Genomic DNA, 13,219 nt, shown 5'->3' on the forward strand with positions numbered 1-13,219 from the left:
CTGGGAGGATTTTCTCCTAGCTTTTTTGACTATTTTGAGCGCTTATAGTATAGTTAAGAGAGAAAGCATTGTTTGAGGAGATTGTATGTACCAAGCGCGCAATTTAAAAGAGCGAATGACCCTATTTATTTCGATTTTTTTGCCAATTTTGATTTATCAACTGGCCAATTTTTCAGCCTCGTTTGTGGATACAACCATGACAGGGCAATACCATACGTTGCATTTGGCGGGAGTTTCAATGGCGACTAGCTTATGGAGTCCGTTTTTTACTTTTTTGACTGGTATTGTCTCAGCCTTGGTTCCGATTATTGGACATCATCTAGGACAAAAACAGGAAGAAAAAATCGCTTCTGATTTTTATCAGTTTATTTATTTATCTCTCGGCTTGTCTCTTCTCTTGTTTGGGCTCGTTTTTCTAGGTGCACCGCTTGTTTTGTCCAATATTGGATTAGAACCATTAGTAGCAGAAGTCTCTATACACTACCTCTGGTATTTGGCATTTGGTATTATCCCTTTGCTTTTATTTAGTGTTGTACGCTCTTTATTAGACGCATTAGGATTGACAAGATTATCCATGTATCTTATGTTGCTCTTGCTACCGTTGAATGCCAGTTTTAACTACATTTTAATTTATGGAGCATTTGGCTTCCCAGAAATGGGCGGAGCAGGAGCGGGGCTAGGGACTTCGTTGGCTTACTGGGTGCTGTTAGTCCTTTCGGTGGTAGTTTCCAAAAGACATCCTAGAATAAAAAAATATCAATTATGGAAAATTCGACCTTTGGATAAAGAAGGATTGCAGGAAGGGATTCGTCTCGGTTTTCCTATTGGCGGGACTGTCTTTGCAGAAGTTGTGATATTTTCAGTCGTAGGTTTGCTCATGGCTAAGTTTTCTTCGTTAATCATTGCCAGTCACCAATCGGCTATTAGTTTTTCCAATCTTATGTATGCTTTTCCTATGAGCATTTCTAATGCTATGGCGATTATCGTTTCTTACGAAATTGGCGCAAAGCGTCTAGACTATGTCAGAAAATATTGTGTTTTGGGAAGATTGACTGCGCTTGGGTTCGCTGTTTTCACGCTGACATTTTTATATCTTTTCCGTTATCAAGTCGCTTCATTGTATGGAACCAACAAGGAATTTATACGTTTGACGTCCATTTTCTTAACTTACAGTTTATTTTTTCAATTAGCAGATACTTTCGCAGCACCACTTCAAGGGATTTTACGCGGATACAAGGATACAAAAGTTCCATTTTATTTAGGCTTGATTGGCTATTGGGGGATGTCGCTACCAGTTGGATTACTATTGGATCACACGACAAATTTAGGTCCCTTTGCTTATTGGATTGGTTTAATCTCTAGTCTGGTCGTTAGTGGCATTTTATACCAACTTCGTCTTAATCATATTCAAAAAAGAAATTAGCTTAAATGTTGCATCTACACCATTTATCATTCTGAATAAAAAAAGAATCTCAGATTTTTATCCAAGATTCTTTTTTTGTTATTTTGTACGCATTTCACCTTGTGGGAAATAAGTCCCTTCAGGCATGTCGTTGATGATGACATGAACAGCAGATTGTGGCGCGCCAGTATTTTTCACGACAGCGGCAGTAACTTCTTTTGCAAGAGCTTTCTTTTGTTCTAACGTGCGTCCTTCAAATAAATCAATTCTGACAAATGGCATGTTATATCTCCTTTTTATCTTTGATATTTTTATTTTATCATAAATTAGGTTTTAAAGCGTGTCAGAATATGGTAAAATAAGAAGTATTAAAAATTGGAGAATTTGGAACGAATTAAAGAAAATGGCTCAGTTGTATTATAAATATGGCACGATGAATTCGGGCAAAACAATCGAAATTTTAAAAGTAGCACACAACTATGAAGAACAAGGCAAAGGTGTTGTCATTATGACGAGCGCACTTGATACACGTGACGGTTTCGGCGTTGTTTCTAGTCGTATCGGAATGAAGCGAAAAGCAATTGCAATAGCAGAAGATACTGATATTTTCCACTTTATTCAGGAAATGCCCGAAAAGCCTTATTGTGTATTGATTGATGAAGCGCAGTTCCTATCTCGCCGTCATGTCTATGACTTAGCGAGAGTAGTTGACGAATTAAATGTACCAGTTATGGCTTTTGGCTTGAAAAATGATTTTCGCAATGAGTTATTTGAAGGCTCGAAATATCTCCTGCTTCTAGCAGATAAAATTGATGAGATTAAAACGATTTGTCAATTTTGCTCCAAAAAAGCAACCATGGTATTAAGAACAACGAATGGTAAGCCGATCTATGAAGGGGAGCAAATTCAAATCGGTGGGAATGAAACATATATTCCTGTCTGTCGGAAGCATTATTTTAAACCAGAAATTGACGAAATGAAGAGTTAAGGAGAGGTGTAGCAAACGATGAATATTTATGAACAACTACAAGCCGTTGAGGATCGTTACGAAGAGCTGGGGGAACTTCTGAGTGACCCAGATGTTGTCAGTGACACCAAGCGTTTTATGGAATTGTCCAAAGAAGAAGCGAGTACACGCGATACGGTAGCAACTTATCGTGAATATAAAAGGGTGCTCCAAAACATCACAGATGCTGAGGAAATGATCAAAGACGCTTCTGGCGATGCTGATTTGGAAGAAATGGCAAAGCAAGAGCTCAAAGACGCAAAAGCTGAAAAAGAAGAATACGAGGAAAAATTGAAAATTCTTCTTTTACCAAAAGATCCAAACGACGATAAAAATATCATCTTAGAAATTCGTGGTGCAGCAGGAGGTGACGAAGCCTCGCTCTTTGCCGGTGATCTTCTGACAATGTATCAAAAATACGCCGAATCGCAAGGCTGGAAATTCGAGGTTATGGAAGCCTCTATGAATGGAGTCGGTGGCTTCAAAGAAGTGGTAGCTATGGTTTCTGGTCAATCCGTTTATTCCAAACTAAAATACGAATCAGGTGCTCATCGTGTACAACGTGTCCCAGTAACAGAAAGTCAAGGACGAGTTCACACTTCGACAGCAACAGTCTTAGTCATGCCTGAAGTTGAAGAAGTAGAATATGATATTGATCCAAAAGATCTTCGGATTGACATTTATCACGCTTCTGGTGCTGGCGGTCAGAATGTCAACAAAGTTGCAACAGCCGTTCGGATCGTTCATTTGCCGACAAATATTAAGGTTGAAATGCAGGAAGAACGAACCCAACAAAAGAATCGCGACAAAGCTATGAAGATCATTCGTGCGCGCGTAGCAGATCATTTTGCGCAAATTGCGCAAGACGAGCAAGATGCCGAGCGGAAATCAACTATTGGTACTGGAGACCGCTCGGAGCGGATTCGTACCTATAATTTTCCACAAAATCGTGTGACAGATCACCGTATCGGTTTAACGCTGCAAAAGCTAGATACGATTTTAGCTGGGAAATTAGATGAAATCGTGGACGCCTTGGTATTGTATGACCAAACACAAAAACTAGAAGAATTGAATAAATAATGAAATTAGCTCAAATTCTTGCTGAAATGGAAAAACAGCTTGAAGCAGTTGGCGAAGAAGCTGAAAGCCTCTCCTTTACTTTTCGAGTTTTGAGAAACTTATCCTTCACCCAATTTGTGCTGAAAATGCAAGCAGAAGCAACAGAAGATGATATAGAATTACTGAAAAAGATTCAATCTCAATTATTAGTTCATAGACCTGCCCAATACATTATTGGGAACGCAGCATTTCATGGACATTCGTTCAAAGTAGATGAACGAGTGCTAATTCCCCGACCAGAAACCGAAGAATTGGTCAACCTTATCTTGTCTGAAAATCAAAATAGCAGTCTGAAAGTTTTGGATATTGGCACTGGAAGTGGAGCAATTGCTCTATCTTTGGCTGCTGAGCGTGCGAATTGGCAGGTCACGGCTTCCGACATTTCCCAAGATGCTCTGGATTTGGCGCAAGAAAATGCGGAAGCAATTGATGTAGCGATTGATTTTGTTCAGTCTGATTGCTTTCAGGCGATTACAGGAAAGTATGATATTATTGTATCCAATCCGCCCTATATTTCAGAGACGGACAGAGAAGAAGTAGGACTAAATGTCCTTGCTTCAGAACCTCATCTTGCTCTTTTTGCTGAAGAAGACGGGTATGCTGTTTATCGAAAAATTGCTGAGAACGCCCAAAAACATTTGACAGAAAAAGGTAAAATCTATCTCGAAATTGGCTACAAGCAAGGGGAACATGTAAAAAAATTATTTGAGTCTGCATTTCCAAAAATGAGAATTCGCGTCTTGCAAGATCAATTCGGAAAAGATAGAATGGTAGTGGTAGATAATGGATAAAATTGAGGAAATACTGAGCAGCGGAGGAGCGGTTGTGCTGCCAACAGAGACTGTATATGGTTTATTTTGTAAGGCACTGGACGAGCAGGCCGTCAGTCATGTCTATGACTTAAAAGGCAGACCTCGCGAAAAGGCCTTGAATTTAAATGTTTCAAGCTTAGAAGAAATTTATAAATTTTCCAAACATCAGCCTCAGTATTTAAAAAAGCTCTATCAAGCCTTTCTACCCGGTCCTTTGACCATTATTTTACAAGCTAATGAACAAGTTCCGATTTGGGTAAATTCAGGTATGAAAACAATTGGTTTTCGTGTCCCTAGTCATCCTAAAACATTGGACTTGATTAGAAAATTTGGACCTCTCATTGGTCCGTCCGCAAATTTATCTGGAAAGAGTAGCGGAGTACACTTCCAGCAAATTATGACCGATTTCAATCACGAAGTTCTTGGTATAGAAGATGATGCTTTTCTAACAGGACAGGATTCAACTATTTTGGATTTATCTGGTGAAACAGCATATATTCTACGCCAAGGTGCTGTCACTTGCGAAGAAATTCTCACTAAAATTCCAGAAATTCACTTCTAAACCTTGACTAAATAGGTTTTAGCCCCGCTTTAAGAGAAGGGAGACTCTTATGATTTTTAACCATAAAGACTATAAAGAATATGACGCTGAGCTTTGGGAAGCCATTGCTGCAGAAGAAAAACGTCAGCAAAACAATATTGAATTGATTGCTTCAGAAAACGTTGTTTCAAAAGCTGTTATGGCAGCACAAGGTTCTATTTTAACCAATAAATATGCCGAAGGTTATCCAGGTCGTCGCTATTATGGTGGTACGGACGTTGTGGATGTGATTGAGACATTAGCAATTGAACGTGCTAAAGAAATTTTTGGAGCACAATTTGCCAATGTCCAACCCCACTCAGGCAGTCAGGCGAATTGTGCGGCTTATATGGCCTTAATTGAGCCAGGTGATACAGTAATGGGAATGGATCTTGCAGCAGGCGGACATTTGACACATGGCGCAGCTGTTAGCTTCTCTGGGAAAACCTATAACTTTGTGCCTTATAATGTCGATCCTGAAACGGAACTTTTAGACTTTGATGCTATTTTGGCGCAGGCTAAAGAAGTCAAACCTAAATTGATTGTTGCAGGTGCTTCTGCCTATTCACATATTATTGATTTTGCTAAATTTCGTGAAATTGCAGATACTGTCGGAGCCAAACTCATGGTAGACATGGCTCATATTGCCGGTTTAGTTGCTGCTGGTTTGCATCCAAGTCCAGTACCGTATGCACATATTACGACAACTACCACTCATAAAACCCTTCGAGGACCTCGTGGCGGCTTAATTTTGACCAATGATGAAGAGTTGGCGAAAAAGATCAATTCCGCAATCTTCCCAGGGATTCAAGGAGGACCGCTAGAGCATGTCGTGGCGGCTAAAGCAGCTGCTTTCAAAGAAGTATTGGATCCAGATTTCAAAGTTTATGCTCAGCAAATTTTGGATAACGCTAAGGCAATGGTTCAAGTATTCCAACAACATGGTAATTTCCGTGTTATTTCAGGCGGTACGGAGAATCATCTTTTCCTTGTGGATGTGACCAAAGTCGTTGAAAATGGAAAAGTCGCTCAGAACCTTTTGGATGATGTCCATATCACTCTCAACAAAAATTCTATCCCTTATGAAACATTATCTCCATTTAAAACAAGTGGCATTCGTATTGGAACTGCAGCTATTGCAGCTCGTGGCTTTGGGGTAGCTGAAAGTACTAAAGTAGCAGAATTGATCATCAAAACTTTAGAGAATGCAAACAACGAAGCTGTTTTAGAGCAAGTCCGTGCAGAAGTTAAAGAATTGACCGATGCCTTTCCACTATATGAGGACTGAAATGGACATTTACGTAAAAAAAGCTATTATTCATCAATTTAGTCCATCAGACACCGACCTTCTTTTAGCAGATAAATATCTTAATATTACTCCAAAAATTGAAGAATATCTTCGCAAGAAGATTGAACGTGTCTATTCAGATGAGGCCAAAACGGGCATTTTTACCGAAGATAATGTCTTTTTATCACATATTACAAAAGACTTTTTAGAAACCTCTGTCAGTATTGCCAACCTCTGGAAAGAGGAGTTTTCGGTGAGCGAAAATCAGAAAACCAACGATTTGATTTTTGTTCAATTTGACAAGGAAGGAGTAGAGCATTTTGCTTTTTTGCGTATCGCTCTGCGGGAAACCCTCACCCATTTAGGTGGAGAAGTAGAAAATCCTATCAAGATTACCCAGAACAACTTGCCGGGATTTGGTACAGGTGCTGATGAAGCCTTGGTCATCAATCTTCAATCGCGTAAATACCATTTGATTGAAAAACGGATTAAATACAATGGTGCTTTTCTCAATTATTTTTCTGATAATCTATTACAAGTCCATCCTGAAATTTCTCCCAAGAAATCTATTAAAGCCTTAGAAAAAACGGCTCAAAAAGTTGCAGAGAGCTTTCATCAAGATGATTTTCAATTTCAATCCAAGGTTAAATCGTCTATTTTCAAAAATTTAGAAGAAAATGATGAATTATCACCAGAAAAATTAGCAGATGACTTGTTCGATAACAATCTGACAGCTCGTTTGACTTTTATTGATCAGGTTAAGGAAATAATTCCAGAAACTGTTAAATTTGATGAAATTGATAGTAGTCGTCAGAAGAAAAAATTTGAAAACCAAAAGCTCTCCCTTTCAAATGGAATTGAGCTTATTGTCCCCAATAACATCTATCAAGATGCGGAATCCGTAGAATTCATACAAAACGAGAATGGAACCTATTCCATTCTCATCAAAAACATAGAAGATATCCAAAGTAAATAATGTTTAAAATTCTTAGAAAATTGATCCTTCTCATTCTTTTAATCTTTGTTGGTTACAAGCTTGTTCAAGTTCATCATGATGTCAAGCAAGTGATGAACTACCGTAGCTTAGTAAGAGAAGTGCTAGACGAGCAAGATACTGCGGCCAATGAGGAACTAGTCCTTGCTATGATTTACACAGAAACAAAAGGAAAAGTTTCTGATGTCATGCAATCTAGTGAAAGTGCGACGGGTCAGAAAAACTCTATTTTAGATAATAAAGAAAGCATTCGTCAAGGTGTTCAGACTTTATCTGCGAATCTAAATGTAGCTCAAGAAAAGAAAGTAGATGTTTGGACCGCTGTACAAGCCTATAACTTTGGTCGAGCTTACATTGATTATATTGCAAAACACGGTGGTGAAAATACCCTTGATTTGGCAAAAAAATACTCCAAAAATGTTGTCGCACCAAGTTTAGGAAATGTGACCGGCAAAACCTATTCTTATTACCACCCCATCGCCCTCCTACATGGTTCTAAACTCTATATCAATGGTGGGAATTATTATTACTCCCGACAAGTTCAGATGAATATGCACATCATGAAAGTGATGAATTGGTTTTAATAACATCACCCCTAGTAGCTTATTTCTACTAGGGTTTTTCAAACAAATCAATTGTTATTTATATCGTTACATGTTATACTTAAAAATATATCTCACAGAAAGAAGCGATAAAAATGACGAAAAAAGCGGTCCTAACTACAGGACTTTTAACAGTTCTGATTGCTATTTCTGCTTTTTTATTTTACAACGTTGAAGCAGACGGTAAATTAGACAAAAAGAATTATGTGCAATCCACTACGCCAACCCTTTTCTTTCATGGTTATGGAAGTAGTGCCAATGCTGAGCGACACATGACGAATGCAGCAAAAAAAGCAGGAGTAACAAAAACAGTTATTCGAGCAAATGTTGATAGAAATGGTGCAGTTACGTTGAGGGGAGACATTCCCAAAGGCGCTATCAATCCAATCGTAGAAGTGAATTACGAAGACAATCGCAATCCTATTGATGTTGGACGATATGCAAAAGCTGTCGTCAGCAAGCTACAGGAAAAGTATGGCTTTACAAAAATGAATATGGTAGGTCATTCTTTAGGGAATATGTCGATTTTGTATTATCTTTTAGAACATGCTCAAGATGAGAACTTGCCACAGCTGCAAAAACAAGTGAATATCGCAAATTTCGCTGCCGGTTTAGAAGCTATGGGCTTATCATCTGATGTAAAAGTAGATAAAACGACAGGGCAACCAAATCAAGTCACACAAACTTTCCAAAGATTATTGCCATTACGTGAAGTTTTTCCACAAAATCAAATTGACGTTTTGAATATCTACGGTGACTATAAAAACGGATCAGACGGTTCTGTTTTAAACGCTTCATCTCGTAGCCTGAAATACTTGGTTGTCGATAATGCAAAATCTTACCAAGAAAAGAAAATCATAGGTAAATTAGCACAACATAGCCAATTACATGAAAATCCAGAAGTAGATAAAATACTGATTCAATTTTTGTGGGGAAAATAAGCTGACAAATTTAAAAGCCAAACTTCAAGAAATAAAAAGTTTGGCTTTTTTGTTTTTACTCCCACTCGATAATTATAAAGACATTCCGTGTGGTTGATTTACTAATAAGTAATACAGAGTCTGGCAGGGAATTTGGCAGGGGATTTTAAAAGAGGACAAGTGTTTCATGAATCAAAAATTAATAGCGATAGATTATCTATCTAAGCATGTTGAAGAGAACATTGAATTTGACAATATCAGTTACGAGAGCAATGTTTTTGACTATATAGAATTAGATGAAGAACTACTTCCTAGTGAGTATCAAAAAGTCTTTGAAGGAAACATAGTCAAAGTAGATATCTACATGTATGATGCAGTATATATTTACTTCATAAGTTTACTAGATTCTCCTCAAATAGGAAGTTTACTGGGAGTGTCAAAGGAACGCCAGCTGTTAGAATATAAATTTCTTAAAGAAAGGTAAGTAAGATGTTTGGTTTAATCTTAGTTTTAGAAGTAATAGCTTTAGTAGCTAAATCTGTTTCGAATGAGTTAAAGAGAAAAAAGTAATCTGTCTAAAATAGGTGTATCTATAATTGACAATGACAAGCGATATAAGTTATTTATCTGAGTTATAAAAAATACATGACAAAAAAGGGGATAAGCAATGAAAATAGGATATATTAGGGCATCAACTAAAGACCAAAACTTAGCTAGACAGATTGAAATGATGAAACAAGAGTGCGTTGAAAAGTTATTCAGTGAAAAAGTTAGCGGTAAAGATATGAACCGTAAAGAATTAAAAAATTTATTGGAATTTGCAAGAGAAGGTGATGAAATTATAGTAGCTTCTCTTGATAGATTAGGTAGAGACTATCAAGACATAAAAGAGATTGTCAGACAATTACAACAAAGGTGCATTAAATTAACTATAGTTGATGCGCCTTTTTTAAATTTCAATACAGGAAACAATACACTAGATACAGCTATGTTTGATATGTTCCTATCCTTATTAGGCTACATAGCGCAAAACGAACGTGAAAAAATCTTAGAAAGACAACGCCAAGGCATCCAGTTAGCTAAACAGCGTGGTGTTTATAAAGGCCGCCCTATCCAATATCATGAACATGCTAAAAATGCTACAGATAGATTAATATACCAAAACGTTAAACGAATGCTTGATGAACAAATTCCTGTTACCCAAATAGCTAAGGAAAATGGTATATCAAGACAGACAGTGTATATTATTCAGAAAAGAATTAGATAAAGAGTAGTTCTTAATTGCAATCAATGGTCTTTTTGTTGATTTTGTCTAGGTCATTTAGCAGTTGATTTGTCTTAGAAAGGGTAGTTAAATTTATTGTAGGGGGGATTATTTAAAAATGGCATTAGAACAAACACACCCTAGTGATTGGAATAAAATTTATATGGAGTTGGCTTCATTGATAGGAAAAGAAAATACTATTCTGTTATACACTCATTATAAAGGAGCTTATATTAATTTTCCCATGAGATTGTTATCAAAGGAGGGATTACAAAGAATAGTTTATTCCGAATTTAATGGAAATAATTCAAGAGATATTGCAAAAAAATACGGGTATTCTGTTAGGCATATTAATAGAGTAGTACAAGAAAAAAGTAGTAGTAAGTAAATGGAGGATGTTATATATGTTTTGTAAAACATGCGGAAAAGAAGTAAATCAAAATGCTGAATTTTGTTTAAACTGTGGGGTAAATCCACAAACCGGAAATGCGTATTGTTATAATTGTGGAGTAAACACAAATCCAGAACAAGTTGTTTGTGTTGCGTGTGGAGTTAATCTTGAAAAAAATGTATCACGTAATGCCGACAGTAATGATGCAAAAGCGTTCTGTAAAGGTTGTGGAAGTAAAGTTAATGAAAAAGCCGAAATATGCACATCTTGTGGTATTAATCCGTTAAACGGACATAATTATTGTCAAAATTGCGGAGCTACAACTACAGCTGAGCAAGAGGTTTGTACATCATGCGGCGTAAGGGTTAGTGGTAAAGCAAGAAATAGAGAATCTTCTAAATATACGACTTCAGACTCTTCATATAAGTCATATTCAGAATATTATCAAAACGAATTTTCTGCTATAGAAAAAAGTAATGAAGAATATCAAGGGAAATTTAACTTGGTGGCATTTTTCTTCACAACAATTTGGTCACTTACGAAAGGTATGTGGCAGCTAGCAATAATTGATGCCGTCATTTATCTCATCCCTTTTGTCGGAATACCGTTATCTGTAGTTTTTGGTATCCTAGTTGGACGTAAGGCGAACTATCTATACTATAGAAAAGAGAAATATGGAGAACAATTACCGAAAGATTGGAGTATATTGTTCGATTTTATTAATCAGAAATAGTAGAACACAATTCTAACAATAAAAGACATAGTACTTTTTTGAAAAAGGTGCTGTGTCTTTTATTATTTACAGTAAAATATATAAAGAAAAACTATTAAAATGGAACATATAGAAAAAGTTAAAGAAATATTGCAACGCTTAGAATCTCAAACTCCTATTGATTATTCACAGATAGCCAGCGAAAGTTATGAATTATTTGTATCTGAATTAGATAGAAGGCTGTTACCTGTAAATTGTGATAAATTATTGATAGATGACAAAGTAAGAGTATATTACTATGCTTATGATGAATTGATTGTATATGTCATAACTCATATTAGAACAGATATTCCGATTATAACTGGATTATTGGTCGAAAATAAATTACAAGCATATATTATAAATTAGAAGGAGGTAAATATGTTTTGGAAAAAATTAACACTAGATATTATTGTATTGATAACAACCTCGTATTTAAATGAGTTACAGCAAAATAGAAAGGAGAAAAAGAAGGCATATAATGGCAAAAAAACAGTCAAATGCTAATATCAAAATAGAAATTATAGAGTCTAGCAATAGACAGCATAGATATGTTCTTAGTAAACAATGGAATAATAAGCCTATGGTTACAGTGCTAACTTTATACCCTAATTCTAGTAATTTGGTAGGAGATGATATGACAATGATGTTAATTACTAAAAATGTTTATAAGCTGGGGTATGGTGGCTTTTATAGTGTAAACTTATTTTCTAAGTATGATATTGATAAGAAAAACTATTTGAAAGCAACTAATGTAGATAACGACGACCATATATTGGAATGCGTGAAAAAATCATCTGAAATAATATTTGCTTATGGCTCATTACCCTTAAAAAATAAACAAGTAGCTTACCGACTTGATAACCTGTATCATTTGCTCGAAAATAATCAATTAGATGATAAAATAAGGTATTTAACAGACGAACATCAAGAGTTTTGTTTTCATCCATTGGCTAGTCAAGTAAGGAAAAAGTGGTATAATGTTAGTAAAAAAGGAGTAAGCTAGATGGTGAACAATAATGGAAATATTACGATAAGAGAGATAAAAGAAAATATTTTTTATGTCTATGAATATCAAAGCAAGCTTATGGATAGTGATTCTGGAGAAAAACAAGGAAGAAAAGTACGAGTAGGTATATTTGATAATAAAATAGAGAAATATTTCTATCGTAGGCTACTTGCTTGTATAATCATTTTAAAACATTCTAAAGAATTTCCAAAATACTATTCAAATATTTTTGGAGATATAATTGAGGAGGTTGATTTCCCTGATTCTTTGAATAGTTTGCGAAGCATAGACAAATATATGAAGTTTAATGGAAACAGAATAGATAATATAGAAATTTCTAGTAAACCGGTCGTTTATCTTTTATTTTTCCTTATTTCATTCTATAACCTAAATAATCTATTGAATGATTTTTATTTGATATTTAATCGTACCTTTACATATGAAAAACAACAATTAGAAATCCAAGATTGGGATAGTTTAATAAAAGACGATTTCTTATTAAATATGCTTATTTTTGGTCTTGATGAATTGGAATTAAGTGAGAACTCCGAAAAGTACTTTGAGTCACTTCAAGATAAATACATAGAAAAGCAAAAATTTTATCATCAAGTGATTAAAAGCAAGGAGCTAAATGTTTCCTCTAAGTTATATAGAAGTATTGATGTGGAAAAGTTCCTGATTGAAGAGAAAGATAAAATGATATTAGAAAATAACAAGTTATTCGATTACTTAAATGAAATGACAGATGAAGAGAGAGAGGATACTGAGAAATTAATATTAAGTTTATTTGTATTTGAAATTTCAGATAAGTTAAAACAAGAAATAGCTAACAGGTCAATTCTAGAGGAGTGGGTCACTAGTAAGAAGATTTCTTTACCTGATGCTCTTAATAAATCAAGAAAAGATGGTTTTAATAACCTAAATGAATATCAAAAGCTTCAGCCTCTAGAACAAATATACCGCTATATAGACGAAGAAATCGCTAATATCCTTGAAAATAAAAATATATCTTGTAAATTAAAACCTTTCTTCCATTAACATAAAATCCAATAAATGTCAACCCTATCTCTGTTTTGAGTTG

The 13,219-nt window shown here is 35.5% G+C and carries 17 protein-coding genes; 16 read left to right on the plus strand and 1 reads right to left on the minus strand.

Going from position 1 to position 13,219, the window contains the following annotated elements:
* The first annotated feature begins 85 nt into the window (after positions 1 to 85).
* Positions 86 to 1,423, plus strand: a complete 1,338-nt coding sequence (locus EL079_RS02915) for an MATE family efflux transporter (protein ID WP_003031374.1) — start codon at positions 86 to 88, stop codon at positions 1,421 to 1,423.
* Positions 1,424 to 1,501: 78 nt separating this feature from the next.
* Here the strand turns inward: EL079_RS02915 and EL079_RS02920 are convergent, their stop codons facing one another.
* A complete protein-coding gene (locus EL079_RS02920) occupies positions 1,502 to 1,702 on the minus strand; it encodes a 4-oxalocrotonate tautomerase (protein ID WP_223349564.1) in 201 nt (66 codons plus the stop codon).
* A 103-nt stretch (positions 1,703 to 1,805) separates the two neighbouring features.
* Here EL079_RS02920 and EL079_RS02925 point away from each other — a divergent pair, with 103 nt between their 5' ends.
* From EL079_RS02925 to EL079_RS02995, 15 genes are all read left to right on the plus strand, one after another.
* Positions 1,806 to 2,390, plus strand: coding sequence for a thymidine kinase (locus EL079_RS02925; RefSeq protein WP_018543486.1), 585 nt, complete (start codon positions 1,806 to 1,808; stop codon positions 2,388 to 2,390).
* Positions 2,391 to 2,408: 18 nt separating this feature from the next.
* Positions 2,409 to 3,488, plus strand: coding sequence for a peptide chain release factor 1 (prfA, locus tag EL079_RS02930; protein WP_003029728.1), 1,080 nt, complete (start codon positions 2,409 to 2,411; stop codon positions 3,486 to 3,488).
* Complete coding sequence (gene prmC / locus EL079_RS02935) at positions 3,488 to 4,318, plus strand: peptide chain release factor N(5)-glutamine methyltransferase (RefSeq protein ID WP_018543485.1); 831 nt, start codon at positions 3,488 to 3,490, stop codon at positions 4,316 to 4,318. The genes prfA and prmC overlap by 1 nt, the downstream gene beginning before the upstream one ends.
* Positions 4,311 to 4,901 (plus strand): L-threonylcarbamoyladenylate synthase, encoded by a 591-nt coding sequence (locus EL079_RS02940; RefSeq protein ID WP_003033113.1) that lies wholly within the window; start codon positions 4,311 to 4,313, stop codon positions 4,899 to 4,901. Before prmC ends, EL079_RS02940 begins: the two co-directional genes overlap by 8 nt.
* A gap of 49 nt (positions 4,902 to 4,950) precedes the next feature.
* Positions 4,951 to 6,207, plus strand: a complete 1,257-nt coding sequence (glyA, locus tag EL079_RS02945) for a serine hydroxymethyltransferase (RefSeq protein WP_003033097.1) — start codon at positions 4,951 to 4,953, stop codon at positions 6,205 to 6,207.
* Between the two features lies 1 nt (position 6,208).
* Entirely contained in the window at positions 6,209 to 7,183 is a 975-nt protein-coding gene (locus tag EL079_RS02950) for a nucleoid-associated protein (protein WP_003033120.1), read from the plus strand.
* Positions 7,183 to 7,785 (plus strand): lysozyme family protein, encoded by a 603-nt coding sequence (locus tag EL079_RS02955; protein WP_003024552.1) that lies wholly within the window; start codon positions 7,183 to 7,185, stop codon positions 7,783 to 7,785. Before EL079_RS02950 ends, EL079_RS02955 begins: the two co-directional genes overlap by 1 nt.
* A gap of 113 nt (positions 7,786 to 7,898) precedes the next feature.
* Positions 7,899 to 8,744, plus strand: a complete 846-nt coding sequence (locus tag EL079_RS02960; protein WP_003033108.1) for an alpha/beta hydrolase — start codon at positions 7,899 to 7,901, stop codon at positions 8,742 to 8,744.
* 166 nt (positions 8,745 to 8,910) lie between these two features.
* The gene (locus EL079_RS02965; RefSeq protein WP_003033115.1) at positions 8,911 to 9,207 is read left to right on the plus strand and encodes a hypothetical protein; all 297 of its coding nucleotides are present in this window, start codon (positions 8,911 to 8,913) and stop codon (positions 9,205 to 9,207) included.
* A gap of 183 nt (positions 9,208 to 9,390) precedes the next feature.
* Complete coding sequence (locus EL079_RS02970; RefSeq protein ID WP_003033123.1) at positions 9,391 to 9,990, plus strand: recombinase family protein; 600 nt, start codon at positions 9,391 to 9,393, stop codon at positions 9,988 to 9,990.
* A 115-nt stretch (positions 9,991 to 10,105) separates the two neighbouring features.
* Positions 10,106 to 10,375: a Mor transcription activator family protein gene (locus tag EL079_RS02975; protein WP_018543484.1), complete on the plus strand. Its 270-nt coding sequence runs from the start codon at positions 10,106 to 10,108 to the stop codon at positions 10,373 to 10,375.
* Between the two features lie 16 nt (positions 10,376 to 10,391).
* On the plus strand, positions 10,392 to 11,111 hold the full coding sequence (locus EL079_RS02980; protein ID WP_003033105.1) for a DUF2628 domain-containing protein: 720 nt from the start codon (positions 10,392 to 10,394) through the stop codon (positions 11,109 to 11,111).
* 99 nt (positions 11,112 to 11,210) lie between these two features.
* Positions 11,211 to 11,498 carry a hypothetical protein gene (locus EL079_RS02985; protein WP_003033100.1) on the plus strand — a complete coding sequence of 96 codons (288 nt, stop codon included), beginning with the start codon at positions 11,211 to 11,213 and terminating at the stop codon, positions 11,496 to 11,498.
* 112 nt (positions 11,499 to 11,610) lie between these two features.
* Positions 11,611 to 12,135, plus strand: coding sequence for a DUF1643 domain-containing protein (locus EL079_RS02990; protein WP_018543483.1), 525 nt, complete (start codon positions 11,611 to 11,613; stop codon positions 12,133 to 12,135).
* A complete protein-coding gene (locus EL079_RS02995; RefSeq protein WP_003033194.1) occupies positions 12,136 to 13,176 on the plus strand; it encodes a hypothetical protein in 1,041 nt (346 codons plus the stop codon).
* The last annotated feature ends 43 nt before the right edge of the window (positions 13,177 to 13,219 follow it).

The sequence above is a fragment of the Streptococcus anginosus genome (genome assembly GCF_900636475.1).
Taxonomy (GTDB): domain Bacteria; phylum Bacillota; class Bacilli; order Lactobacillales; family Streptococcaceae; genus Streptococcus; species Streptococcus anginosus.